The sequence below is a fragment of the Candidatus Vagococcus giribetii genome (assembly GCF_017316185.1).
Taxonomy (GTDB): Bacteria; Bacillota; Bacilli; order Lactobacillales; family Vagococcaceae; genus Vagococcus; species Vagococcus giribetii.
Window position 1 is genome coordinate 127,287 of sequence record NZ_JAFLVX010000011.1, and the last position, 25,278, is coordinate 152,564.

Annotated in this window: 21 protein-coding genes, 1 pseudogene and 1 other annotated feature; of the genes and pseudogenes, 6 read left to right on the forward strand and 16 right to left on the reverse strand. The window is 35.0% G+C overall.

The window, feature by feature from the left end:
- Nucleotides 1-14: 14 nt before the first annotated feature.
- Nucleotides 15-268: a binding site (T-box leader), on the reverse strand.
- A 188-nt stretch (nucleotides 269-456) separates the two neighbouring features.
- Nucleotides 457-1,122: a deoxyribose-phosphate aldolase gene (gene deoC / locus DOK76_RS03885; RefSeq protein ID WP_206965119.1), complete on the forward strand. Its 666-nt coding sequence runs from the start codon at nucleotides 457-459 to the stop codon at nucleotides 1,120-1,122.
- A gap of 80 nt (nucleotides 1,123-1,202) precedes the next feature.
- Here the strand turns inward: deoC and DOK76_RS03890 are convergent, their stop codons facing one another.
- The 3 genes from DOK76_RS03890 to abc-f all read right to left on the reverse strand — a co-directional run bounded on the left by DOK76_RS03890 (nucleotide 1,203) and on the right by abc-f (nucleotide 4,822).
- On the reverse strand, nucleotides 1,203-1,472 hold the full coding sequence (locus tag DOK76_RS03890; protein ID WP_206965120.1) for a metal-sensitive transcriptional regulator: 270 nt from the start codon (nucleotides 1,470-1,472) through the stop codon (nucleotides 1,203-1,205).
- Between the two features lie 40 nt (nucleotides 1,473-1,512).
- The gene (locus DOK76_RS03895) at nucleotides 1,513-3,150 is read right to left on the reverse strand and encodes an FAD-dependent oxidoreductase (RefSeq protein ID WP_206965121.1); all 1,638 of its coding nucleotides are present in this window, start codon (nucleotides 3,148-3,150) and stop codon (nucleotides 1,513-1,515) included.
- Between the two features lie 124 nt (nucleotides 3,151-3,274).
- Nucleotides 3,275-4,822, reverse strand: a complete 1,548-nt coding sequence (gene abc-f, locus DOK76_RS03900; RefSeq protein WP_206965122.1) for a ribosomal protection-like ABC-F family protein — start codon at nucleotides 4,820-4,822, stop codon at nucleotides 3,275-3,277.
- Nucleotides 4,823-5,150: 328 nt separating this feature from the next.
- Here abc-f and DOK76_RS03905 point away from each other — a divergent pair, with 328 nt between their 5' ends.
- Both DOK76_RS03905 and DOK76_RS03910 read left to right on the forward strand, forming a co-directional pair.
- Complete coding sequence (locus tag DOK76_RS03905; protein WP_206965124.1) at nucleotides 5,151-5,966, forward strand: NUDIX domain-containing protein; 816 nt, start codon at nucleotides 5,151-5,153, stop codon at nucleotides 5,964-5,966.
- Between the two features lie 24 nt (nucleotides 5,967-5,990).
- Nucleotides 5,991-6,695, forward strand: coding sequence for an alpha/beta fold hydrolase (locus DOK76_RS03910; RefSeq protein WP_206965127.1), 705 nt, complete (start codon nucleotides 5,991-5,993; stop codon nucleotides 6,693-6,695).
- 38 nt (nucleotides 6,696-6,733) lie between these two features.
- Here DOK76_RS03910 and DOK76_RS03915 read toward each other — a convergent pair whose 3' ends face one another.
- Entirely contained in the window at nucleotides 6,734-7,501 is a 768-nt protein-coding gene (locus DOK76_RS03915; RefSeq protein WP_206965128.1) for a class I SAM-dependent methyltransferase, read from the reverse strand.
- Nucleotides 7,502-7,657: 156 nt separating this feature from the next.
- A complete protein-coding gene (locus DOK76_RS03920; protein ID WP_206965129.1) occupies nucleotides 7,658-9,316 on the reverse strand; it encodes a glycerol-3-phosphate dehydrogenase/oxidase in 1,659 nt (552 codons plus the stop codon).
- Nucleotides 9,317-9,475: 159 nt separating this feature from the next.
- On the opposite strand from DOK76_RS03920, the gene DOK76_RS03925 reads away from it, so the two are divergent.
- The gene (locus DOK76_RS03925; protein ID WP_206965130.1) at nucleotides 9,476-10,015 is read left to right on the forward strand and encodes a DUF2179 domain-containing protein; all 540 of its coding nucleotides are present in this window, start codon (nucleotides 9,476-9,478) and stop codon (nucleotides 10,013-10,015) included.
- An 85-nt stretch (nucleotides 10,016-10,100) separates the two neighbouring features.
- Here the strand turns inward: DOK76_RS03925 and DOK76_RS03930 are convergent, their stop codons facing one another.
- Entirely contained in the window at nucleotides 10,101-13,355 is a 3,255-nt protein-coding gene (locus DOK76_RS03930) for a M14 family metallopeptidase (protein WP_206965131.1), read from the reverse strand.
- 344 nt (nucleotides 13,356-13,699) lie between these two features.
- Here DOK76_RS03930 and DOK76_RS03935 point away from each other — a divergent pair, with 344 nt between their 5' ends.
- Entirely contained in the window at nucleotides 13,700-14,083 is a 384-nt protein-coding gene (locus DOK76_RS03935) for a hypothetical protein (protein WP_206965132.1), read from the forward strand.
- 12 nt (nucleotides 14,084-14,095) lie between these two features.
- Here the strand turns inward: DOK76_RS03935 and DOK76_RS03940 are convergent, their stop codons facing one another.
- From DOK76_RS03940 to DOK76_RS03980, 9 genes are all read right to left on the reverse strand, one after another.
- Nucleotides 14,096-14,926: a pyruvate, water dikinase regulatory protein gene (locus DOK76_RS03940; protein WP_206965133.1), complete on the reverse strand. Its 831-nt coding sequence runs from the start codon at nucleotides 14,924-14,926 to the stop codon at nucleotides 14,096-14,098.
- Nucleotides 14,923-15,549 (reverse strand): helix-turn-helix transcriptional regulator, encoded by a 627-nt coding sequence (locus DOK76_RS03945; RefSeq protein ID WP_206965134.1) that lies wholly within the window; start codon nucleotides 15,547-15,549, stop codon nucleotides 14,923-14,925. Before DOK76_RS03945 ends, DOK76_RS03940 begins: the two co-directional genes overlap by 4 nt.
- A gap of 21 nt (nucleotides 15,550-15,570) precedes the next feature.
- Nucleotides 15,571-18,195 carry a pyruvate, phosphate dikinase gene (gene ppdK / locus DOK76_RS03950; RefSeq protein ID WP_206965135.1) on the reverse strand — a complete coding sequence of 875 codons (2,625 nt, stop codon included), beginning with the start codon at nucleotides 18,193-18,195 and terminating at the stop codon, nucleotides 15,571-15,573.
- A gap of 156 nt (nucleotides 18,196-18,351) precedes the next feature.
- On the reverse strand, nucleotides 18,352-19,104 hold the full coding sequence (locus DOK76_RS03955; RefSeq protein ID WP_206965136.1) for an ABC transporter permease: 753 nt from the start codon (nucleotides 19,102-19,104) through the stop codon (nucleotides 18,352-18,354).
- An 8-nt stretch (nucleotides 19,105-19,112) separates the two neighbouring features.
- Nucleotides 19,113-20,015: an ABC transporter ATP-binding protein gene (locus DOK76_RS03960; RefSeq protein WP_206965137.1), complete on the reverse strand. Its 903-nt coding sequence runs from the start codon at nucleotides 20,013-20,015 to the stop codon at nucleotides 19,113-19,115.
- Nucleotides 20,012-20,230 (reverse strand): PLD nuclease N-terminal domain-containing protein, encoded by a 219-nt coding sequence (locus tag DOK76_RS03965; RefSeq protein ID WP_206965138.1) that lies wholly within the window; start codon nucleotides 20,228-20,230, stop codon nucleotides 20,012-20,014. Before DOK76_RS03965 ends, DOK76_RS03960 begins: the two co-directional genes overlap by 4 nt.
- Before the next feature lie 2 nt (nucleotides 20,231-20,232).
- Nucleotides 20,233-21,348, reverse strand: a complete 1,116-nt coding sequence (locus DOK76_RS03970; RefSeq protein ID WP_206965139.1) for a helix-turn-helix domain-containing protein — start codon at nucleotides 21,346-21,348, stop codon at nucleotides 20,233-20,235.
- Between the two features lie 123 nt (nucleotides 21,349-21,471).
- Complete coding sequence (locus tag DOK76_RS03975; RefSeq protein ID WP_206965141.1) at nucleotides 21,472-22,092, reverse strand: hypothetical protein; 621 nt, start codon at nucleotides 22,090-22,092, stop codon at nucleotides 21,472-21,474.
- A gap of 110 nt (nucleotides 22,093-22,202) precedes the next feature.
- Nucleotides 22,203-23,753: an ABC-F family ATP-binding cassette domain-containing protein gene (locus DOK76_RS03980; RefSeq protein WP_206965143.1), complete on the reverse strand. Its 1,551-nt coding sequence runs from the start codon at nucleotides 23,751-23,753 to the stop codon at nucleotides 22,203-22,205.
- A 426-nt stretch (nucleotides 23,754-24,179) separates the two neighbouring features.
- On the opposite strand from DOK76_RS03980, the gene DOK76_RS03985 reads away from it, so the two are divergent.
- Nucleotides 24,180-25,043 carry a YitT family protein gene (locus DOK76_RS03985; RefSeq protein WP_206965145.1) on the forward strand — a complete coding sequence of 288 codons (864 nt, stop codon included), beginning with the start codon at nucleotides 24,180-24,182 and terminating at the stop codon, nucleotides 25,041-25,043.
- A gap of 45 nt (nucleotides 25,044-25,088) precedes the next feature.
- Here DOK76_RS03985 and DOK76_RS03990 read toward each other — a convergent pair.
- Nucleotides 25,089-25,278: pseudogene (locus DOK76_RS03990) on the reverse strand (IS5/IS1182 family transposase); the annotation flags it as partial.

Consider the following 25,278-nt stretch of genomic DNA (forward strand, 5'->3'; position numbering starts at 1 on the left):
TAATGAAAAAGTAAACAAAGGACGAAAGCATTAATCGTGTTACCACCTTTTTTTGTCATTGCCTCACAGCAATCACCTCACCCAGTACGCAAGAATAGTCTCTGAATACTGTTGTCCGGTAACGGGAACTCCCGAAAAAAGTTTGCACCATATGGCTCACTCTTTTTAGCTCAAAGGCCATTTTCTGTTTTCTCCCAGTTCCTCTTTCACACCATCCGAGGTCTCTTTAAACTTTCTTAAAACATACTTTCCTTCTCAACGCTTGTTTTATTAATTGAGTGTATATTAGCAAACAAAAAAATGTTTGTCAATACCCACGAAAAAGAATTGTGTCAGATTAATTTAGGTAAAATAAACTTATTTAAGTAAAAGATACTTAAATAAATCAAGTTTTGTGTTAAAATGAAAGCGTAGTGATTTTATCTATCAATCTTAAAATATAAAGGAGTTTTTTTAATGAATTTAGCTAAATATGTTGACCACACGCTACTAAAACCTGAGGCAACGAAAGAACAAATCAAAGTCTTATGTGAGGAAGCAAGTCAACATGACTTTGCCTCTGTTTGCGTTAATCCATACTGGGTAAGCTATGCCAGTGACTTATTAAGTGACTCTGATGTAAAAGTATGTACAGTAATTGGTTTCCCTCTTGGTGCCACATCTACTGCTACAAAATTCTTTGAAGCAAAAAATGCCATCGACAATGGTGCCAATGAAATCGATATGGTTATCAATGTTGGTGAATTAAAATCTAAAAATTACGATGCTGTTGAAGCAGATATTGCAGCTGTTGTGAAAGCAAGTCATCCAGAAGCAATTGTTAAAGTCATTATCGAAACATGCTTATTAACAAAAGAAGAAATCGTTAAAGCTTGCGAATTATCTGTTGCAGCTAGTGCTGACTTTGTTAAAACATCAACTGGTTTTTCAACAGGTGGCGCAACTGTTGAAGATGTTAAACTAATGAAAGAAACAGTTGGAGACAAAGCATTCGTTAAAGCCTCAGGTGGCGTTCGTTCACTAGAAGATGCTAAAAACATGATTGCAGCTGGTGCTGATCGTTTAGGAACAAGTTCTGGCGTTACTTTAGTTAGTGGCGAAGGCGAGTTCTCAGGTTATTAATCCATTAAAAAATCCCACTTCAGTCATAAAACAGACTGGAGTGGGATTTTTTTGACTCTATTTCAATACCAAGCTAATATTTATTTTTTAACAACTAGGGAGATGGCCTCTTGAATTTTTTCTTCTTTTTCTTCTTCGCTAATATCTTCCATAGCCAAGCATTCTTTCAAGTTATCTGCCACAATCACTCCAATAGCTCGGTCAATACTTGAGCGAATCGCTGATAATTGTGTCACGACTTCACGACAACTTTTGTCCTCATCAAGCATCTTTAAGACACCCCGAATTTGGCCTTCACTTCGCTTTAAGCGATTTTCAATTTTCTTTTTTGTTTCATCTGATCCAGACATTTACTTTCCCCCTAACACGATTAGATTGCCTGTTACTATTTTACCCGTTCACTGTTTGGTAAAGCAAATAAGAACCATCTAAATTTTTAATCTTGTATCCATATTGGGTTAACATTCTGGCTGCAATATAGCTTCTTTGACCACTGTGACAACTTAGAACAATCTCTTTGTCTTTAGGTAATTCAGTCATTCTCTCACGTAAGTCGTTTAGTGGTAAGTTAATAAATCCTGTAATATTTCCACGATTAAACTCCGCTTCAGTCCTAACATCAACTAATAAGGCACCAGATTCTCTGACACTATCTAACTCATGGAGTTGAATGTTTTCAGCAACACCCTCCATAATATTAAGAGCTGCATACCCTGCCATATTCACAACGTCTTTTGCTGAACCAAATGGTGGTGCGTAAGTTAACTCAAGCTCAGGTAAGTCTTCCACGCCTAATTGACCTTTAATAGCTGTTGCTAGAATATCAATTCGCTTGTCCACACCATCAGCTCCTACTGCTTGAGCTCCGTAAATCTCACCTGTTTTGGCATTAAATAATAGTTTCAAGAAGACCATTGATGCATTTGGGTAGTACCCCGCATGGTTTTTTCCATCAATGTGAACAATCGAAAACTCATACCCTAAATCAGTTAGCTGTTTTTCAGTTAAGCCTGTCGAAGCAATAGATTGATTAAAGACACGGACAATAGCTGTTCCGATGCTTCCTTTATTTTTACGATTCATTCCGGCAATAACGTCAGCTACTTGACGACCTTGACGATTGGCTGGTGACGCTAGTGCAATCATTGTGTCCTCATTAGTAATTTGATTGGTGACAATAATCGCATCTCCCACAGCGTAAATATCTTTAACAGATGTTTCATAGTTGTCATCAACTAAAATCCCCCCACGCATACCTAATTGAATACCCGCAGATTCTGCTAGGCCATTTTCAGGACGCACACCAACTGATAAAATCACCATATCTGTTTCAATGGTTTCACCTGTGTTAAGAATCAAGGTACGACCTTTATCAGTCATCTCAACCACACCTTTTTCCGTATAAACAGTTAATCCATTAGCCACTAATTCATTGTGAATAAAGGCTGCCATCTCTTCGTCCACGGTTGGTAATACATGCGAAGCCATTTCAACAATCGTTACTTCTAAACCTTTTTTAGCTAAATTTTCTGCCATTTCGAGCCCAATGAAACCAGCTCCTACAACAACGGCTTTTTTCGGTTGTTGTTCATCAAGAGTTGCCATAATTTGATCCACATCAGGCACATTTCTTAAAGTGAAAACATTCTCCGCTTCTTCTAAACCTTTCAACGGTGGTACAAATGGCTTCGCTCCTGGAGATAAAATAAGGTGGTCATAGCTTAACGCATAAGTTTCTTCTTTATGTTTAATAGTCACTTGTTTATTTGAAGCGTCGATTTTCGTTGCTTCAGAAAACGGACGAACATCTAAATTAAATCTGGCTTTTAATGATTCTGGTGTTTGGACTAATAACTGTTGTCTATCACTGATTTCACCAGATACATAGTAAGGTAACCCACAATTTGCAAATGAAACATAAGGTCCTTTTTCAATAATAATAATCTCTTGTTGTTCATCTAATCGTCTTAATCTTGTCGCTGCAGACATACCTCCTGCAACGCCACCAATAATAACTGTTCTTTTCATGACACTACCTGCCTTTTCTCAAAATAAGTTGTTTCAACATACTCAATATACCCCCTACCCTATAAAAAATAAAGTTAAATGCTCAAACAAATAGAGACTGACATTTTAGTCAGCCTCTATTTGTTTACATTTCTCTTAATCGTCGCCCTATCTCACTTAATTCTTGCTCTAACTTTAGCTTCTCGTCTTCTGTGAGACTAAAGGATAATTGGGATAATATCGTTGTTTTTCTCATTTCCAATACCCATTTATCTTCTTTTTTCGTATCGCGTTTCTTTTGCTTTGGTTTGTCCTTAGCATTGATTAATTGTTTACCTTTAATCTCAATGACTTCTTCTGCCACATGTTTGACAAAATAAGGGTCATGACTAACTAAGATGATGGTTCCTTGATATGCTTTTAACGACTCTTCTAATACTTCAAGAGAATCAATGTCTAGATGGTTTGTTGGTTCATCTAAAATTAAGACATTGCTCTCACCTAGAATCATTTTAGCAATCGCAACTTTAGTTCTTTCTCCACCACTTAATACCTTAACGGGTTTAGTCACACTATTTCCTCTAAAAAGTAAGTGAGCGAGCAAGTCTCTAGCAACTTGCTGGTCATGAATTGATGTGCTCTGAACGTTTTCTAGCAAACTTTTATCTTCTTCTAGTTGATTAAAAGACTGACTAAAATAGGCAAATTTGGCTTTTTGACTGATAACTAACTGACTATCCTTAGCTAAAATAGCTTGTAGTAAAGTCGTTTTCCCTGAACCATTTTTACCAATCAACGCCGTTCTTTTTCCTGTTTTAATTTGTAGTTGTGCCTCTTTTAACAGGACTTTCTCACCTGCTGAAAGGTTAAATCTATCACTCTCAATCACTAGTTGCTTGTGTATTTGTTGCCCCTCTGAAAAAGGAATGACCAACTCTTTTTGTTTCCAAGGTTTTTCTACCACTTCTAATTGATTAAGCCTAGTTTCCATCGTTTCGGCTTGTTTTGAAATCGTCCCTTGCGCTAGCGTTCCTTTGCCTCTGGTATGAAGCCGAGCTTCTGAATTACCCATACGTTTTGGGGCTTTTCTGATACCTGCACTCTTGTCATGAAGGTCATTAATTGATTTACTTAATCGTGCTCTTTCTTTAGTGTAGGCATCGTATTTTCTACCCTGTTCTTTTTCTTCAATTTCTTTTTGACCCAAATAATTATCATAATTACCAGGATAACGAGTGACTTTTCCTTCGCTGATTTCAATGATTTCTTCACACATTTTATTTAGGAAATCACGGTCATGTGAGACCATTAGTAAGGTCCCATTGTACTGTTTCAATGCCTTCATTAGATATTTTCTACCCTCTAAGTCTAAGTGATTAGTTGGTTCATCTGCTAAGATAATACTCGCGTCTTGACGGACACTTTGGCGTATTTTTTCTTTTGTCTGCTCACCACCACTTTTTGTGTCACTAGCTGATATAAATTGATCAATAACTGCGACTTCTCCTTGGTAATTAATTGAGCCTTCCTCAACTGGCAATACCCCTTCAATTAGTTTTAAGAGAGTTGTTTTACCACTTCCATTTTTTCCAACAATCCCAATTCTTCCTCTTGCAGGAATCACTAAGTCAGGTATATCTAACAATAATCTTTCTCCAATGTAGTACTTTACTTGTTCGAATTTAATAAACATAAAAAAACATCCTTTCGCATGGGAATGGATGTTGGTCTTTTGATATACTCAAAATAAGCCACAGAAATAAACTAAGTTATTTCTTGGTTCAACTGTTGTATAGGTAAATTTAGACACACTCATCCACTCGTCATTTTTAATTTGATTAAAAAAATTAGTTAGCGAATGAATTTAACATAGTCTTAATTACCTATCCCTTTCTTATAATTATCCTCATAGTAACAAACTTATTCTTCAATTTCAATCATATTCCCTTGATTCGTTCTGTTTATTTGTTAAAATAAGAATGTTAAACATATGCACGCACGTGAAGAAAGGATGTACATAAATGTCTTCATTTACATCAAGAGCTGAAGAACGCCATTATTTCGAAACTCAGGTTTCAGAAAGCGAATTCTTAGAATGGTATAAACAACAGCATTTTCCAACTCAAGATATGCCATCGGTGACCGTCGATATGGTTTTATTTTGTTACAATAAAGAAAACGAGGATTTAAAAGTTCTCTTAATTAAACGTAAAACCCACCCTTTTCAAAATTCTTGGGCGTTACCTGGGGGATTTGTTAGAAACGGTGAAGCAACCTCAGATAGTTGTATTAGAGAAACCAAAGAAGAAACCAATGTCTCTATTACTCATGACCATGTGGAACAACTCCATACCTTTAGTACCCCAAACAGGGACCCTCGTGGTTGGGTGATTACGGTGAGTTATTTAGCCTTTATTGGTGAAGAACCTCTAAAAGCAGGAGATCAAGCAACAGATGCTTCTTGGTTCTCAATTAAGCGAACAGATGAATTACTACACTTGACAGCTCCTGAAGAACAAGGTGAAATTATTCTTAATCTTGAAACAGGTGAATCATTAGGAAGCGAGAGTTTGGCCTTTGACCACTCGCAAATTATTATTAAAGCTTTTAACCGCGTATGCAATAAAATGTACCACGAGCCTCAAGTCTTGCGTGTTTTAGGTAATGAGTTTACAATTACAGAAGCAAGAAAAGTTTACGCAAAATTTTTAGGGGTAGACTACCGTGAGATTGATCATTCTAACTTTAAGAAGGCTATGCTGCCTTACTTTAAAGAAATCGGTGAAAAACCCATGGGTGTTGGTCGACCTTCAAAAATCTACGAATTACATTTTTAATTCTAATATCAGAGGCGATCTATTATGAAAAAAATTGTTTCTACTGCAGATGGGTCACATATTTTCTATCGAACTATTGGCCAAGGACCTCCACTATTTTTCATTCATGGAAATAGCGGCAGTCATGGGTATTTTAAAAAGCAAATTGACTTTTTTAAAGACCGTTTTCAATTAATTTTAATGGATACAAGAGACCACGGCTATTCTGGTAATAAAAAAGAACATTTAAGTTTTGAGCAAATCGTTTCAGACATGAATGTTATTTTAACTCATGAGAAGATTGAGCATATTTCACTCTTTGGCTTTAGTGACGGAGCAAATATTGCTTTAACCTTTGCGTCTCAATTTCAACAAAAAGTCTCACAAATGATTTTAGTATCACCTAATATTACTTTCAATCAACTAAAACCAATGCAACAATTTATTTCTAATAAATTACACTGGGCAGCAAAATACATTCTACGGTCTAAAAAGAAAGAACGTGTGTTACAACTGGCCAGAGAAGATTTGCCTATCTCAGAGGATAAAATGAACAGTTTGATGATACCTACTTTGGTTGTCATCGGTGACCACGATATTGTGTCACCTGATAAAATGGCTTCATTTGTTAAGCATCTCCCACTAGGTAATCTATCAGTAATCAAGCGCTGTGGCCATTCAGTGCCTCGTATTAAAGCAACTGAATTAAACCAATTAAGCTTAGATTTTTTAGAGAAACATAACAATTAAAAAAATCACGGAAAACGATTGACGTTTTCCGTGATTTTTTATTGATTTGGCTTTTTAGCTACAAACAGAAATCGATGTTCCTGGTTGTAAATGAAACCTTGTCTCTTTAATTCTTCTAGTAAAAACAATAATTCATCAAAATGAGTGTTTACTTCAAAATCAGGAAATTCCCACGAGATAGTTCGGACATAATAAATCAAGGCATCCATACTAAAAAATTTTTGAGCAGGGTACTCTTCAAATTCTGCTAACACTTCAAATCCAAGTAACATAAGTTCCTTCTTGACTGAGGAAAGATGGAGAGAAAAGTCTTTCTTGCTAAAATTAGGAATTAATCTTGATGCTAAATTAACCCCGTTTAAATCCCCAACCTGTTGAGAGATGAATATCCCTCCTGGTTTTAATACTCTTTTCACTTCGTTTAAATCAAAAGACTCATGGGAGTTCAATACAATATCAAATGAGTTATCAAGATAATCTAATTGATCATCTTCTTTGACAAATTTGATGGTAATCTCATTTTCCGACCATTTATTTAAAAGTAAATGGTAGTTAGTTTCCCACCCTTCAGTAACTGAGGTAAAAGATTCAGGGTGTTGGAAGCTTTCTAATAATTCACCTCCACCTGTTCCCATATCTAAAAGGGACATGTCTTTAGTCAAATACTGATTAACAATTCTTTCATAAGACCAAGAAAGTTCCTCTTGCCAAAAGTCCTCATAGATACTTGAAAAATCCCAGCCCTCAAAAGATTTTTGTCTTTCTTGGCTTTTTAACCACTCTTTTTTTAATTGTTCGTTTGTCATTTTAATTAGCTCCTATTCATCTCTTATCATCATGAGACTGATATAGCTAATTTGATAGGAATACAACCATCTTGATACAGCGCCTATCAATCATCAGCTATATCAAGAAGCTACCTCGAAAAATCACCATTAGGCTCTCCCCTTTAATCATATCTACTAATAAGTGTATACAGTATGGTGCTCAATTTCTTTTGCCACGTCAGCTATCATTTCCTCTTTGACTTCTTCACTCCAGTCAAAGTAGCCAGCCATATAATCAATCACACCATCTTTAACTTCAAGACATTTATCAATGTTAAACAACATCATACTACTACGTCGCAATAAGAAGTCAATAGGATGAATCACCATCTCTTCTTCTAATCCATAACGCAACATCGCATAAGTCATGTCATCTAATCCCGTTTGATTGTCTTCCATTAAGTAATCATATACACGCTCAACATTGCTTCCATAACGATGTGTTAACTTCTCTGCCACATCTTCTTCTAAATTAAAGTTATCCGTCCCGATACGAATTCCTTTAGTAATAAATCGATCAAACCCTTCACTTCCGCCTACATCGCCACCAGAAAGTACTTGTTCTTTTGTTTGACAAGGAACAAAAGTTGCTTCAAAATCATGATCCATGTCTTTTAAGACTTTATTCACTATTTCTTCTGCCATTTTGCGGTAACCCGTCAGTTTCCCGCCAGCAATCGAATAAAGGCCTCTTTCAGATACAAAAATTTCATCTCGTCTTGAGATTTCTGATGGGTCCTTTCCTTCTTCATGAATCAAAGGTCTAACTCCTGCCCATGCTGATTCTACGTCTTCTAAAGTAATCGGACTAATGTCAAACATTTGATTGATACCATTGATTATATAAAGCACATCTTCGCGCTTAATTTCTGGTTCTGCTGGATTTTTTTCATAAAAAGTATCCGTTGTACCAATATAAACTTTACCTTCTCTTGGAATAGCAAACATCATACGGCCATCATTAAAAGGTGTATCAAAATAAATGGAATTGCTAATTGGGAATTTAGCCCCGTCAACTACCACGTGAACTCCTTTTGTTAAATGAAGGTATTTACCTTTCTTAGAGTTATCCATCTCTCTAATTTTGTCTACCCAAGGACCTGCCGCATTAACAACACGTTTTGCGTAAATCGTATATTCTTTGCGATTAATCATGTCCATCACAGCGACACCGATTATTTTTCCTGTTTCATTGCTATATAATAATTTAGTTACCTTAGCATAGTTAGCAACCAAGCTTCCTTTTTCACTTGCTTTTTTGATTGTTTCAAGAGTCAAGCGACTGTCGTCTGTCCGATACTCCACATAAACTCCTGTTCCTTTTAAGCCAGCTTTTTTCAAGTATGGTTCCCTTTGAAGCGAGTCTTCTGGACTTAACATGAACTTACGCTCATCTTTCTTCACTCGTGCCAAACGGTCGTAAATTTCAAGTCCTACAGAAGTTGTGAAAGAACCATAAGTTCCTTTTGAATAAAAAGGTAAGACCATTTTTAGTGGAGTTGTAACGTGAGGCGCATTTTCATAAACAACTGCACGTTCTTGTCCTACTTCTGCCACAGTCTTCACATCAAATTGAGCTAAATAGCGTAAGCCACCATGTACTAATTTCGTTGAACGGCTTGACGTTCCTGAAGAAAAATCTCTCATTTCGACTAGCCCCATGTTTAATTGGCGAAGTGTGCCGTCTAAAGCGATTCCTGCTCCGGTAATGCCTCCACCAATAACTAAAACATCTAATTCTTTTTCTGACATTGCTTCTAGATTTTTTATTCTCTCTTTATTTGAAAATAACACGAAATCTCCTCCTAGACGTTTTTTTATTACAAGCGTTTACTTCTATTATTTTACCACATTTTATAAACTTATGGTTCTTTTTTTACTCTAGAGTTTACAAAACAGATAGATGTGATAGCATAAAGATAGAGATATACCATTTACGGGGAGGGGATTTTTTTGGACTGGTCCATCTTAATACAAATCTTTTTTATTAATTTTTCTTACGTTACCTTAAATACATTACGCTTCATGTTAACCATGAAAGGTTACCGATTAGTTGCACCACTTGTGAGTATGGTTGAGATTACGATTTATATCGTAGGGCTGTCTCTTGTGCTAGATCACATAGATAGTCCAATTAACATTTTTGTTTACGCACTGGGCTATGCGGTTGGAATAAGTGTGGGAATTCGGATTGAGGATTATCTAGCGCTTGGCTACATCATGGTTACCGTGATTCTGCCTCATGATGACTTAAAATCAAATCTTGCTTCAACTATCAGAGAAGCCGGTTACGGTGTGACTCAAAGTTACGGTGAGGGTCGTGATGGTGAACGTGTGATTTTAGAAATTTTGTCCTCACGTAAAAGCGAGAGAGCTCTCTATCGGCTGATTAAAGAACTAGATGAGAGAGCATTTATTATTTCCCATGAACCAAAATATATTTCTGGTGGTTTTTGGTCAAAAAAATTAAAAAAGAATCCATCAGTTAAATAACACTATTTTTTGTCATCTAAATAACAAAAGGACTGTCGTATAAGCGATTACTTACACGACAGTCCTTTATTCTATTCATTGACAGTTACTCTTCTTTATTGCCAACTTTATTTTTATTTCCTCGATACATTAAGAATCCTCCACCAACAACCACAACACCAATCACGATTGCAATGGCAGTATTATTGTTAGAAGATGCTTCTTTTTGTCCTGCTTTTTCTCCTACTGCTTTTGTACTATCAGCAAACAACGCATTGGTTACATAACGGTAATCGTCTTGTTGATGCGCTTTGTTTGTAATTGAGTTCGCAAAAACTAGTAAGTTCACTTTATCTTTTTGATAAGAAACGACTTGCGTTGAACCTTTGTATTTTTCAATATGTTCTTTAGACATAAAGCCTTCAATCAAGTCATCTTTAGTGGTTTTCACTAATATCTTAGCTCCTTCAGGCACTTTAGAAATCATATTACCACCAAAACCATACATAATCGTATCATCTACTTGTTTGTACTTATCAGTCACAGGGCTCTTTTCTTCATAAACAACTGTTGTTAACGCGTCGTATTCAAAATCTTCATTACGGTCAAATTCAAACCCTAAGTTTAGTTCTTTGACACTACCAATAGCATCAGATCCATGAGCAATATACGGTTTACCTGCTAATACAGCTTTTTGTTCTTTTTCATTTAAAGCTTGGTTACCCACAATCACATCAGCTTTTTCCAAATCATCAGTCAAATCAAAGTTGAGTTGTTGACCATACACAAAGTAATCCCAATTTAAGTTTGTATTTAATCGGTTAAAGTAACCATCATAACCAAATGGCTCCTCAGTGCCTTCCTTCACCATAAATTCTTCAACTCTACCCGGAATATAAAGCGTAGGTGATTTAGTGATTTCATTTACTTTTGGTTCCTCTTCGATTTTAGTAACTTGTAAAATATATTTATCCTTAACTTTGTCTAATCCTTTTTCTGTAATTAAGAAGTCTCCTGTGTAGTCGCCCTCTTCAATCATGCTAACAGTTTCTTTTGCTTTTAATAATTCATTAACCGCAGAAACAGCTGCTAGAGAGTTATTAGATAAAACCACTTGTTTTCCTTTTCCAACCACTTCTGTTGTCAGAGGCTCGAAGGTTTCGATTGCTTTTAACTCTTCTTTTTTGAAGGCTCCTGGCTCTGTAATCACGTCCATTGAAAAACCACGTAAATCAGAAAAGGCTGTTAATGGTTCTGAGTATAGAGATGTCCAGCTATCAATCACAATATTGTCATAAAGAACAGCATTTGCCATATTTCTTTTAGCTTGGTGCATATCCACTACAAGAGTGCCTTCTGGATAAGTTACGTCTTTAATTTTTGTTTCTTTGCTTAATGTCGACACAATGACATCATTTCTCATTAAATAAGTAACAATCTCAGAAGTCGCTTCTTTATTAAACTGTTTGTCATTTTCCATTGGAATCACATAATACTCTGGGAAGAAGTTATTGTTTTCTTTGTGTTTTTCACGGAAAACATCTGCTTCTTTTCCAATTTCATCTTTTTGACTAACATAATACGGACGGATTGCTTCAGCATCTTCATTTTTCATACCACGAACCCAACCCTTTAGTTGGTTTGAATAAATCGCTTGTTTGTTGTCGCCAACGTATTTCCCGTTATTAACCAAGGCATATTTAACAGCTTGCGTGGCATCTTCGTTACCGACTGGCACTTCAACTGTATAAGCAAGTGTGCCGTGTAAGAATGAATATTGAGGAGTATAACTTGTTGACATATCATCAAAAGGTTCCCACTCAAACTCACCTTTATCATTTTTCTTCAAGTAATCTCTAGCAGGCATTTGGAAACTATTAATAGATTTATTATTAACAATCGCTGTTGAACCAAATGCTTCCCCTTGTTGAATCGCATTTTCAATAAACAAATCATATTCAACGTTAGGATCATGAGTTGGAGAACATGGCTCTACTTGGAATTGACTGTAAAATCCGTGAATCTCATATAAGTTTACAGGATTCCAATGAGCAATCATTTCTGTCATTGCTTGAGTTTCAGCTTGAGTTTGGTAAGTATTGTCTCGATTTAAGTCAAAACCGTTACCATTAGTTCTTACATTAGCAGCATGGGCATCTACGTTTTCAGATGGCACTAAAATAAAGAACACATCTTCTAACATATCTTTCACATCAACTGATGTGTCTTTAATGTTGTAAAACTTATTCATCTGCTCGTCACTTAAGTCAGCTGCTGCATCTGTATCTCCTGGGTATTCTTTACTTTCAACCCCATCACGAATATAGCCGACACCTGTTACTTGGTCTTTGACAAGTTCAGACCATTTAATACCACGTTCTTCTTTTTCTTTTTCAACTTGTTTTTTACCTTCTTCAGTCATTGAATCAATCACGCGGTAAGGAATGCTACCATCGGCATTATCTACAAGTGCTTTAGTAAATTCCATCACTGAATCCACACCAGGGTTTTCATCTGAGTGAATATTACTATAGACAATTGGTACTTTATAATCTAGTTTACCTGATTCAACTTCTTTTAATACGCCTTCTGGGTCTTTCATAGCACGTTCATTTAGTTTTTCGTAGTCTTCTAAGACTTGCTTGTTACTAGCTACAAATAAGGCTTGCATTGGTCGACCATTTGAAGACTTACCAAATTCTTTGACTTCAGCATAAATCCCTTTTTCGTTCGCAGTTTTAGCAAAATCAACTAAAGACTCATCAATTACCGAATATAAATGATAGTTATCATATGGTTTCACTTCAACTTCTGTTTTAGCCACGACTTTGTCTTTATCCATCATCTCTAATTGATACTCACCTGTAAAATCACTAATTGAATTACGGACTTGAGCTCTTGCTCGTCCATCAATTCCATTAACTCCATACATATATTCGTTGTTGAAGGTTAAAACTATTTTTTCACCCTTCACTTCTGTTTTAATATCTTTAAAAAATGGTGCTTCCGGGTAGCTCACTTCTTCACTAACAGTACTAGGAAATGTCTTCCATTCTTTTAAGTCGTCCCCTTTATATTGATAAGGAAAATCTTTTTCATCCATTTTTCCTTTTTCTCTGGTTAATTTCCAAGTCACGTTTTTAGCCATATCTTCTAGCTCTTTAGTTGATTTACCTGGCAGATCAACCACAGCTTCAAAAGAGCGTTTGTCTGTTAATGAAATAATATTTGGTTCCTTGTTATTTTGATTGTTAAATGTGATTGTCTCACCCTCAGCCATTGCTACAGCTGATCCTATGCCTAGTGCCCCTACACAAATTAGTAACCCTTTTAGTACCCGACGTCTAGAAAAATCCATCATTCTTCTTCTCCTCCTTAAAATTTAGCAATCCTCTCCATACGTGAACACAGTGTCAATGTAACTTTTCCCCTCCCTATTTCTTACTAATAATCAAAACGTCTAACATAACTAGTTTATCACTTAACATGAAACCGTTTACATATAAAATGTAATTATCTCACAAACTTTAATAAAAGACACTTCGTTATCTAATTCACTTATTATTATGTGTTATTAACCTCTTTTGTCATACCATCAAACTAGCATTATTAGTGTCTTTCTCTCTTTGTTATATAATAATAGTTATGTTTAGTAGGTTCGTGTATAATAAAGAAAGAAAATAACAATTGATAAGGAGGCTTCACATGATAAATAAATGGCAAAGACTTTCTTCTAATGATAAGAAAAAAATCTACACTGTTATTGTTTTGATTCTTTTTACGGGCCTTTGGACCTTTTATTTAAATTCGTTCTCGTCCTTTATGGTTTACTTATCTTTTATTTTAATTATTTATCCTACCCAGAATTCTTTCCAGAAGAAACAGCTTAAAGATATTCATCAGATGTGGGAGCTTTCAGAGGAGCTACAGGTCTCTATCGAAACCTTAAGTCGCATTTCAGAGATTGGAATACTCGATTTAAAAGCGACTAAACAAGAAGGCAGTGGTATCTATATTCCTCCTCGTAAAAAAATATTAAAAACCTTAGATTACTTAAATCAATTGAAAGAAAAAAAGGATGACCACTAAGTCATCCTTTTTTTAGATTGTTTTACTATGTTCTTCAATAAGTTGAGCTGACTCTTCAATGGATTTATTCTCCACATTAATAATCGTAGCTCCTAACTTTTCATAAAGATTTTGTGAGTATTTTAGTTCTTCTTTAATTCGGTCTAGTGACACATAAGATGAACTACCTGTTAAACCTAATGAAACTAAACGAGACTGACGTACTTTTCGAATGTACTCAGGATCAGCTGTTAAACCAATAATACGTTTTGAATCAATTTGGAATAATTCTTTAGGTACAGGTACTTCTGGAATTAAAGGTAAATTAGATACTTTGTAAGATCTGTTAGCCAAGTACATACTTAAAGGTGTCTTAGATGTTCTTGAAATACCTAGAATAACTAAATCAGATTTAGCAAACCCTTTTGGATCTTTTCCGTCATCATAACGTACTGAAAACTCAATGGCTTCCACACGATTAAAGTAATCTTCATCCATTAAATAAAGAGAACCGCTCTGATAAGAAGGAACCATTTGAGTTCTTTCTGAAACAATTTTAACTAGTGGTGACATGTAGTCCACATACTCTAATCCTGTTCGTTGTGAAAAATCACGACACAATTCATTTAGCTCTTCATTAACTAAAGTCGTTACAACAATCGCTTTTTCTTGTAAGGCATCTGATAAAATATTGGTTAAAACTTCTTTTGAATCCACAAACGGAAATTTCTTTATTTCATAGTTATTCAAGTCTGGAAACTGTGCCAAGACAGCGTTAATCACTCTTTGTGCGGTTTCTCCTATTGAGTCTGATACAACAAATAGTCTAACTTGTCGGTAATGTCTTTCTCTTAATTTGTTCATTTGTTTCCTTCGCTCCCCATTTTAATAAAGTGTTCCATAATGCGTGTTTTAGAAATTTTACCAATTACTTTTTTTGAGCCTTTGCTCTCAACCACTGGTAAGGAATCCACTTCATGTTTTGTCAATAATTTACCTGCTTCTAGGACTGTCATTTCTGGATAGGCCACAAAAATATTTGGCATTCTCGTCATGATAATCGCCACAGATAATTCATTTCCTTGATTGTTTAATAAACTTCTTAATAAATCTTTTCTTGAAACTAGTCCAATTAAATCACCAGTTTCTTCATCTGTCACATATAAAGAACCACTGTCATACATAAATAATGACGTTGTTGCGTCCCTCACAGTTGTATTTGGAAAGACAATGATACTAGAGGTCATTATCTCTCCAATCTTCGTTTCAAATAGTTGCTCATGAAGTAAGGGTTCAAATGAGAGCCCTGAGTAGATGTAGCCAACTTTAGGACGGGCGTCTAATACACCTGTCATGGTTAAGACAGCTAAATCACTTCTTAAGGTTGGCTTCGTTAAACCAAGAGCCTCAGCGATTTTATCTCCACTAATGGGTTCATTTGCTTTGACAATCTCAACGATTGTTTTTTGACGTTCACTTAACTCCATTTTTACCCCTCATTTTAACAGTTATTTTGATTGAATAGCGCTTTGTGCTGCTGCAATGTAAGCAACAGGGACACGATAAGGTGAACAAGATACATAATCTAAACCTAATTTATCAAAGAAGGCAATTGATTCTGGATCTCCACCTAGCTCACCACACACACCGATTTTCATTTTTGGTTTAATGGTTCTAGCTTTTTTAACAGCGATGCGAATTAACTCACCGACACCTTCTTCATCAATCGTTTGGAATGGATCCACTGGAAGGATACCATCTGTTATGTATTGATTGATGTATTTAGCGGCATCATCACGTGAAAATCCATAGGTCATTTGAGTTAAATCATTGGTACCAAAACTAAAGAAATCAGCGTCTTTCACTAATTCATCTGCAATCAGACAAGCCCGAGGTAATTCAATCATTGTCCCTAATGTATAAGCAATTGTTGCTTTTTCTTCTTCTAAAATATGTTGAATATGTTGGTTAATCTTTTCTTTTAGTATCGTTAACTCACCTGTCATACCTACCAATGGTATCATAATTTCAGGGTTAACGTCCAACTTCATTTCTCTTTGCAAGCTGATGGCACTTCTAATAATCGCTTCTGCTTGCATTAAGTATAATTCTGGATAGGTAATTGCTAAACGACAACCACGATGACCTAACATTGGGTTGATTTCATGTAACTCATTAATACGTTGTTGTAAAACTTCGTAACGAATATCCATCTCTTTTGCCACTCGTTCCACATCGGCCTGTTTACTTGGAACAAATTCATGTAATGGTGGGTCAAGTAGACGAACAACCACAGCTTTTTCTTGAGTTGTTGAAAAAATTGTTTTAAAATCTTCAATTTGATACTCTAAAATAGTTTCCAGTGCTTCTTTTCTAGCTAATGTGCTGTCAGATAAAATAAAACGTCGCATCTCAATTAAGCGTTCTGGTGCAAAGAACATGTGCTCAGTTCTGGCAAGTCCGATACCATTAGCATCAAATGCTATTCCTGTTTTGATATCATTCTCTGTTTCAGCATTCATTCTGATTTCTAAGCGAGCAAATTCTTTTGACCAAGCCATTATTTGTTCAAAGTATTCATTTTTTTCTGATAAAGTCAATTCCACATGTCCGACATAGATATCACCATTTGTCCCATCAACAGAAATCACATCCCCCTCTGTTAACGTTCCGTTAGGGTATTTCACCACTTTTAGGAATTCATCAATTTCTAGTTCACTACAACCTGCCACACAACATGTTCCCATACCACGAGCTACAACAGCTGCGTGAGATGTCATACCACCACGACTTGTCACAATAGCTTCACTAACAACCATACCACCAATATCTTCTGGAGATGTCTCTTGACGAACCAAGACAACTTTCTCTCCTCTATCAACCCATTCTTTAGCCGTTGCCGCATCAAAACAAATACGTCCTGTTGCTGATCCTGGACTTGCAGGTAGGCCAGCTTTTGAAACTAAGTCAGCTTCCTTTAAGGCTTCTTCTACAAATACTGGGTGAAGTAATTGATTCACTGATTGTGGATCTAAGCTCATAATGCCCTCTTCTTTTGTTTTCAAGCCTTCTTCTACTAAATCTACTGCAATTTTAAACGCAGAATGAGCTGTTCTCTTACCATTACGCGTTTGCAATAAGTACAATTTTTTGTTTTCAATCGTAAATTCAATATCTTGCATGTCACGGTAATGTTTTTCAAGTAACTCTGACATCTCTACAAATTGTTGGTAAACTTCTGGCATTGCTTCTTTTAAGTTAGCAATTGGTAATGGCGTTCTAATACCAGCAACAACGTCCTCACCTTGCGCATTAATTAAGTACTCACCAAACAGTTTATTTTCACCTGTAGATGGGTTTCTCGTAAAAGCAACTCCTGTACCACTTTGATTGCCACTATTACCAAAAACCATTAATTGAATATTAACAGCAGTTCCTAAATTATCAGGAATACGGTGTAATTGGCGATAAATTTTTGCTCGTTCATTGTTCCAAGAACTAAATACTGCCTCAACAGCTGCAAATAGTTGTTCTCTTGGGTCTTGTGGAAACTCTAATTTTTTAATTTCTAAGTAAATACGTTTATATTCAGTCACGATTTCTTTTAATTGTTCAGCTGTTAAATCTGAATCTACTAAAACACTGTGTTTTTGCTTGTAAAAATCTAAGTAGCCTTCGAAATGCGACGTATCAATACCAAATACAACGTCACCAAACATTTGTAATAAACGACGATAGCAGTCATAAGCAAAAGACTCATCTTGAGTAATAGTTGCTAAATGTTTTACATTTTCATCATTTAATCCTAAGTTTAAAACGGTATCCATCATACCAGGCATCGAGAACTTCGCTCCACTTCGCACTGACAATAACATGATATTTTCTGGGTCATCAAATGATTTTCCAGAGCTTAATTCTAGCTGTTCTAAATAGGTTTCAATCTCTTTTTTTAGCTCAGATGTAAAAGCTTGACCGTTGTTTAAATAGTCCATACAGGCTTCTGTCGAAATAGTAAAACCATCAGGAACTGGCAAACCAAGTCGCGTCATTTCTGCCAAATTTGCTCCTTTACCTCCTAAAATTTCTTTCATTTCTGCATTTCCTTCTTTAAAACGATACACACGCTTTGTCATGAATAGACCTCCAAATATCTTATTTAAGTATGATTCGATTATATATGACGTATTATATAATTTCAATAGAACATCTTATATCTTTTTATAAAACCTAACTTTTTTAAGGCAAAAAAATAAACTAAAAAGGTGATTAACCTCTTTAGTTTACAGTGTTCATAAAGCTTTTTTATTAAATAAAATAATTGTTAAAGTTTTTATTAAGATAACTAGACCAATTGTCACGGAAATGGTCATTTTTAAGTCATTAACTACTAGAGTCCCTTGTATCAAAGCTGTACTAGAGGTCCCTAAACTAATCGGATTGTACTTAACCACTTTGGGTATCATATTAAGAACGATCAATATGACATTAATACCTCCTACAAAGAGAAGGACAAAGTAATTAGTTCTAAAGAGGACAGAACCTAAACCAATCAATCCTATCAAGAACCACATAAATAACCATAAAATGCTTATTGCCATTACTAAGTTCGGAATAACCATTGGCTCAAAATAAATCCAACCATAGATACCCGTTAAAAGAATACTGCTAACATAAGCTAAGGTAAATACAAGTGTCTGGATAAAAGACTTAGCAACAACTATCTTCCATCTTGATAAGCCTTTAGTTACTAAAAGAGTTAATGTGCCTTTTGTGTATTCTGAGGTCAAGGTACCGCTAAACAAGATAACAGCAACAATCATACCAACTTGTCCAATGTTTTTAAAGAACTGAATCCATGCATCAATTAACGTTGGTGTTGGTATTGCTTTAGCAAACTCTTCTGATACAAAATTAGCAATAATTTCTGGTGTATATTTAGCGACAAATACATTCATTAAACCAAAAAGGGAGAATAAAATGACTAAGATCACTAAGCGATAACTTGCAATTGATTCTTGCCATTCTTTTTTTACAAATGCCATTAAACTTCTCATGAGACCACCTCGGTAAATATATCTTCTAAAGTTGGTTGATATATGGCTATTTTACGTGGATAAATCTTTTTCTCTAGTAAAAAAGCGTAGAGTTCAGCTTGTGTTGCTTCAATATCTGAAGACAATACAAAGCACTCTTTGTGCGTATCAATTACTTCCACATCAAATCGTGTCTTTAATTGATCCATCTCTTTTTGACTAGAGAGGACTAACTGAATTTTGTTAACTTGATAAGATTCTCTAAATTGTTCTGGTGTCACATCTAACTTAATATAACCTTCGTGAAGTAGTACAATGTGATCACAAATTTTTTCCACGTCAGACAACACATGAGTCGAAAAGATAACTGTAGTTTCTTCTTTAACTTGTTGAAGAATTGATAAAATCTCTTTTCTTCCAACAGGATCTAAGGCAGATGTTGGCTCATCACAAATCAACAATTTAGGTTTATTTAGAAGTGCTTGAGCAATACCTAATCGTTGCTTCATACCTCTGGAATAGGTTTTTATTTTTTTCTTATTGTTTTTTAGCCCAACCAGAACTAATAACTCTTCTATCCTTCCAGCCAGATCTGATTTTGGATAATTTGTCACGTTACCACATAAAGTTAGATAAGATGTAGCTGTCATAAAACCGTAGTATTCAGGGACATCAGGTAAATAGCCTATCCACTGATTGGTTTGATTTTCCCCATACGTGACTTCTTCACCACATACTTTGATCTGACCTTCATCTTGTTTTAAGAGCCCCACAATCATCTTCATTAGGGTTGTTTTACCTGCACCATTTTGTCCTATAAAGCCGAGGACACTGTTTTCAGCCACCTCAAAACTAACTCCTTTTAACACTTCTTGAGAACCAAATGCTTTTTTTATTTGATTCACTTGTAACACGCTCATTCATGGTCCCCTCTTTCTAATATTAAGTAGGCAATTGGGCCAAATAATTGTAAAAACATCACAATTAATACCCACATTGGTTTATTAAGATACTTGAACTGTTGTTGTTTGACTACTTTTAATAAAGCGTAGACCATCAATCCTAGCTGAATCAGGATAATTGGTAGCAAGATAGGTAATATTTCTTTAAATTGTGCCATTGTCATCGTATTCATGATTAATCACCTTTATTTTCTTTCAGTTGTTTGATAAGTTGTTCGTATCGTTGATTGCCTTGATAGGCTGTTACAATGCCAGGATGAGTCTCAAAAAATTGAATCAAACTTTCTTTAATGGTTTTTTCATCTCTTGGCATATTATTGTTAAAGTGAAGTTGTTCTTTCATCCAGTTCTCTAGTAAGTAAAAATAGTCATCTCCATGAAGCTCGATTGGAAAAACCTGTTTAACCATCAAATCAACAATTTCTTCCATCACATCTAGTGCTTCTTTGTACCTAAACTGTTGCGTGTAACCTAGAAAGACACTATTTAAAAAGGTTAATACAAGAAAAGGATGTAGTCTTTCTAGCTCAAAAGTACGCACTAATTCTCTAACCCGACGAATAATTTCATTAAACTTATCTGGCTGATTCACTTCATAAAGAAGTTCATCGCTACTAGTAATAATTAATGCCATTAGATACTGATACTGTGTAACTTGTAACACTTCCTGAGCTTTTCTAATATCTCCCTTAGCAGCATAGGCTTTTGAGAGGATTTGTTCTTCACCCATATAGATAGTCACATCGTAGTTAAGTAAGCTCAATGCTTCATCAATGTTCCCTGATTGTAGCTGACAAAATGCTTCTAAAATATTGGCTTGACTCATTAAACTAGCTTCTGTTGTTTCTTCTTTCACTCGTTTCGTCAGGTTGATTATATACTCATACATTTCTTGATGATGCATGGGATCAACGAGATGAAAATAATTAATTAATAACACTGCCATCTGAAGTAGGAATGGTTGACTTGCGTAGTATTTTTTCACAAGTTTTTCATAATCCTCAAACACAGTTTCAAAATCTTCACTCCCAAATCTGAGACTCAATTCGCTATAAATACTATTAATCTCTTGTTTTGTTAAGTTGGGTTGATAAGCCATTAGGGTATCAATTGTGATACTAAAAAAAGTGGCTAACTCTGGTAAGAGATAAATGTCTGGATAGGTTTGACCTGTCTCCCATTTAGACACTGAGGATTTGGACACACCCATTGCTGAGGCTAACTCTTCTTGAGTTAAGCCTTTTTCTTTTCGTTTTTGCTGAATCACTTGTCCCATATTAAATTGATTCATTCGTATCACCTCTTCTTGTCTCTATCATAAAGTGAAACATCAAAATACACAATGGATTTAAATACAACAAAAGTAGAAAAAGTTTCCTCTTACGATACTTTTGACCGAAAAAAACTGCACCTACTATTTAGGTACAGTTTTTTTACGTTTTTTCTTTTTTTGTTTTTGATAACTAGGCAACCTTAGGACTTGAATTAGATAACCAATGGAATAAATTAAAAGTGTTGCAATCAGATAGCTCCACCACAATACAATAAAATGCTTGTGAAATAATATAAGGCTTCCAACATAGAGAATCACTTGCAAACAACAACTAAGAAGCAAGATACGTTGAAAAGTTAAACCTTTTTGAGACGTCTTCCTTTTCCTTTTTCTCTTAGGTCGATACATTTGTTTATTTAAGACAGCAATTAAACTAAATGACAGTAAAGAAGCAAACACATAAGTTAGTATCACTAAAATACTATAGTCCACTAAGTTAATCTCTTGTTCAATGGTCATTAGTAAAATCAATGTGACAAATAAGGCTCCACCACTCAAAAAAATAAGGTTAGTTCCAAAGTAACGACATACGTAAACTGCTGTGTTTTTTGTCAGTCTAGTTGCTTTTTTGACTATCTTTTTTATAAATAAACTACTGGTAACTAATAATAGCCCCAGTACAAATAGGCCTAATAATATATAAACTAAATTGGTCACATGTATTCTTGTCACCAAATTCTCGTGAAATAACCGATTGATCATGCTCTCTTCCTCATGTTTCTGTTTTTATAGTGTTAGCGTACACTAATTCACTTCAAACAACAACACAAAAAAGAAGCTATGACTACTTTATGTCATAACTTCTCTCTATTTTAGACAAATTTCATTGTGTTACTTTCAACATCAAATTGTTTATCCACTAATCCTTCGAAGAATTCAGGTTCATGGGATACGACAATTAACGTACCCTCAAAGTCTTTTAATGCTCGCTTCAAGCCATCTTTTGTTCCTTGATCTAAATGGTTTGTTGGCTCGTCTAGGATTAAGAAGTTAGCTTTTTTCAAAGTCAACGCACAAAGTTTCACTTTAGTTTGTTCCCCACCACTTAATTGGTCTAACGCTTTCGTCACATTATCATCAACAATACCACTTCTTGATAAGTAACGACGAACTTCTTTATTGTTTAATTTAGGATAAATTTCTTTAATCCAATCAAAAGCAGATTGATGCGGATTATCCCACACTAAATCTTGAGAGAAGTAACTAATTTTCGCTTCTCTTGATAGTTCAATATCACCAGATATTACTGGAATCTCATTGATTAAGGTTTTTAGAAGAGTTGATTTACCAATTCCGTTAAAACCACTAATAGCAATTTTTTCTCCATTTTGGACCAATAAATTAATTGGTGGTAATAAAGCTTTTTTACCATAACCAATCTCTAATTGTTTCACTTCAACAACTAAATTCCCATGGGAAGCCACATAAGGAAAATGGAAGTGACCTGGTTTTGGTGCAACTGGTGGTGTTAAGCGGTCCATACGATTCAATTGTTTTTCACGACTTTTAGCCATGGCAGAACGACTTCCTGCTTTGTATTTTCTGATATACGTTTCTAAACGGTCAATCTCTTTTTGTTGCTTCTCAAACTCACGATGTAAGTGTTCTTGTTGCGCTTCTTTTTGCTTCATCGCTTTCTCAAAATTCCCCATGTATTTTGACAAGACTTGAAACTCAATGTCACAAATACAGTTCGTCACGCGATTAAGAAAATCACGGTCATGGGAAATAACAATATAGCTATCCTCTAATTGATTTAAGTAATCAGATAACCACTCAATGTGCTCAACATCAAGGTAGTTCGTTGGCTCATCTAAAAGGAAAACATCAGCTTTTTCAAGTAACAATTTAGCTAATGATACTTTAGAACGTTGTCCCCCACTTAAGGCATGAACTTCACGGTCAAGACCTAAGGCAGTAATCCCTAGACCAGTTGCTACTCGCTCAATTTCTGTTTCAATATTGTAAAAGTCATTATTTTCTAACACATCTTGGTACTGACCAATCTCTTCTAGTAACGCATCATCATAAGTTTCAGCATATTCCATATACAATTCCTGAATTTTATCGTTCATTTCGTATAAATGTTTAAAAGCACGCTTTAAGTAATCAAAAATTGTATCTCCATCATCGTATGTTAATTGTTGCTCTAAATACGAGATGCGTAAGTTATTTTGCCAAATAATTTGACCACTGTCTGGCAATATTTCTCCTTGAATCATTTTTAATAAGGTTGATTTTCCTGCTCCGTTTTTACCTGTTAAACCAAGATGCTCTCCTTTGTTTAAACGTAGGGAACTGTCTTTATATAAAACTTTATCTGGTAATTCATAATTTAAATCTGTAATGGTTAATATACTCATATTTACTCCTTCTTTCTACACATGAAAAGAGGTTAACCTAGAATAATGGTTAACCTCTCTATTTCTATCCTAGACGAAAATAGAGAAGGCAACTGAAACACTGACATACTTCAATCGCCCTCTCAACCTCACTACTAGAATAGAAGAAACACAAAATAAGACTAATCGACTAGTCTTTTTTTAGTAACCTATTCCTAATAGTGATGAAGAAATTTACTTTAAGCTCTGAACATATGCTTCATCTTTTTTCATTTGTTCAGAGCAAATTCGTCTAATCAAGACCATTTTACTCACCCTTAATTGTATTAAATGCAATATAACATACTAAAAAATCCACGTCAAACAGAATAAATCATGCGTAAACGCTTTCCTTCATTGCTAATTAAGAGAAAGTAAGTTACTATACTTTTTTAAGGAGGAATTGTTTTGATCGTACAAAAATTAAATCAACTTTTAGGGAAAAGAGTTGTTGAAATAATACTAATTACCATTGGCTCATTTATGGTAGCTGTTGGCTTTAATGCTTTTTTACTTCCTAATCGAATCGTTTCTGGCGGTATCAACGGCTTAACGATTATTTTACATGAAATGTTTAACTGGTCACCTAGTATTGTGCTCTATGTGGTCAACATCGTCTTACTGATTGCTTGCTTCCTAATTTTAGGCAAAGAAATTTTTATGAAGAGTATTTTAGGAAGTTTACTTGTTCCTATGTTTATCTCATTACTGCACACACTAACACCTGCAACACACGAGCCTATTTTAGCTGCTATCTTTGGTGGTCTATGTATCGGGATTGGTGTAGGACTTGTATTTGTCGGAAATGGTTCTACAGGTGGAACGACTTTAATCGCTAAAATGATTCAAAAATTCACTAATATTAAACTAGGAATTTTAGTTGGTTTCTGTGATGGTTTAGTTATTTTATCTGCTTTATTCATCTTTGATATTCAACAAGTATTATATGCTTTAATTTCATTGTTTATTACAAGTCGTGTGGTAGATATGGTTCAAGTAGGTCCAGATTTATCTAAAAACCTATTTATCATCTCTCCCAAAAATGAACGAATCGCTGAATTACTAATGAAAGAACTTGACTCTGGTGTGACCTTCTTACCTGTTGAAGGTGGTCATCGTCTAGATCAAAAGAAAATGATTATGACAACAATTCGTGAAAGTAACTACACCAACATTAAACAAACTATTCTTGAAATCGACCCTGAAGCATTTATGGTTGTTTCAAGTGCGAATGAAGTTTACGGTAAAGGATTTACGTTATTTAGAGATTAAAAAAGAGAAAGATCATCACGATCTTTCTCTCAGATTGAAGACAAACTAGTTACTCATAAAGGGTAATTGGTTTGTTTTTTTGTATTTCATCATTAATTTTGATGAAAAATCAAAAATAGACAAAAAAATAGAGCCCTCCAGGTCTCTTGATTTTAGCATTTTTGCTAATTTTTTGATGTTGAGGCATGTAAAAGTAAGCCCAATTTTCATGTGCATTTTTTCTTTGCCAATTAAA

What these genes read in the sequence shown, in the direction of transcription:
- deoC (WP_206965119.1), top strand. Translation starts at nt 457, where the DNA reads ATGAATTTAGCTAAATATGTTGACCACACGCTACTAAAACCTGAGGCA.
- DOK76_RS03890 (WP_206965120.1), bottom strand. Translation starts at nt 1,472, where the DNA reads ATGTCTGGATCAGATGAAACAAAAAAGAAAATTGAAAATCGCTTAAAG.
- DOK76_RS03895 (WP_206965121.1), bottom strand. Translation starts at nt 3,150, where the DNA reads ATGAAAAGAACAGTTATTATTGGTGGCGTTGCAGGAGGTATGTCTGCA.
- abc-f (WP_206965122.1), bottom strand. Translation starts at nt 4,822, where the DNA reads ATGTTTATTAAATTCGAACAAGTAAAGTACTACATTGGAGAAAGATTA.
- DOK76_RS03905 (WP_206965124.1), top strand. Translation starts at nt 5,151, where the DNA reads ATGTCTTCATTTACATCAAGAGCTGAAGAACGCCATTATTTCGAAACT.
- DOK76_RS03910 (WP_206965127.1), top strand. Translation starts at nt 5,991, where the DNA reads ATGAAAAAAATTGTTTCTACTGCAGATGGGTCACATATTTTCTATCGA.
- DOK76_RS03915 (WP_206965128.1), bottom strand. Translation starts at nt 7,501, where the DNA reads ATGACAAACGAACAATTAAAAAAAGAGTGGTTAAAAAGCCAAGAAAGA.
- DOK76_RS03930 (WP_206965131.1), bottom strand. Translation starts at nt 13,355, where the DNA reads ATGATGGATTTTTCTAGACGTCGGGTACTAAAAGGGTTACTAATTTGT.
- DOK76_RS03935 (WP_206965132.1), top strand. Translation starts at nt 13,700, where the DNA reads ATGATAAATAAATGGCAAAGACTTTCTTCTAATGATAAGAAAAAAATC.
- DOK76_RS03940 (WP_206965133.1), bottom strand. Translation starts at nt 14,926, where the DNA reads ATGAACAAATTAAGAGAAAGACATTACCGACAAGTTAGACTATTTGTT.
- DOK76_RS03945 (WP_206965134.1), bottom strand. Translation starts at nt 15,549, where the DNA reads ATGGAGTTAAGTGAACGTCAAAAAACAATCGTTGAGATTGTCAAAGCA.
- ppdK (WP_206965135.1), bottom strand. Translation starts at nt 18,195, where the DNA reads ATGACAAAGCGTGTGTATCGTTTTAAAGAAGGAAATGCAGAAATGAAA.
- DOK76_RS03955 (WP_206965136.1), bottom strand. Translation starts at nt 19,104, where the DNA reads ATGGCATTTGTAAAAAAAGAATGGCAAGAATCAATTGCAAGTTATCGC.
- DOK76_RS03960 (WP_206965137.1), bottom strand. Translation starts at nt 20,015, where the DNA reads ATGAGCGTGTTACAAGTGAATCAAATAAAAAAAGCATTTGGTTCTCAA.
- DOK76_RS03965 (WP_206965138.1), bottom strand. Translation starts at nt 20,230, where the DNA reads ATGAATACGATGACAATGGCACAATTTAAAGAAATATTACCTATCTTG.
- DOK76_RS03970 (WP_206965139.1), bottom strand. Translation starts at nt 21,348, where the DNA reads ATGAATCAATTTAATATGGGACAAGTGATTCAGCAAAAACGAAAAGAA.
- DOK76_RS03975 (WP_206965141.1), bottom strand. Translation starts at nt 22,092, where the DNA reads ATGATCAATCGGTTATTTCACGAGAATTTGGTGACAAGAATACATGTG.
- DOK76_RS03980 (WP_206965143.1), bottom strand. Translation starts at nt 23,753, where the DNA reads ATGAGTATATTAACCATTACAGATTTAAATTATGAATTACCAGATAAA.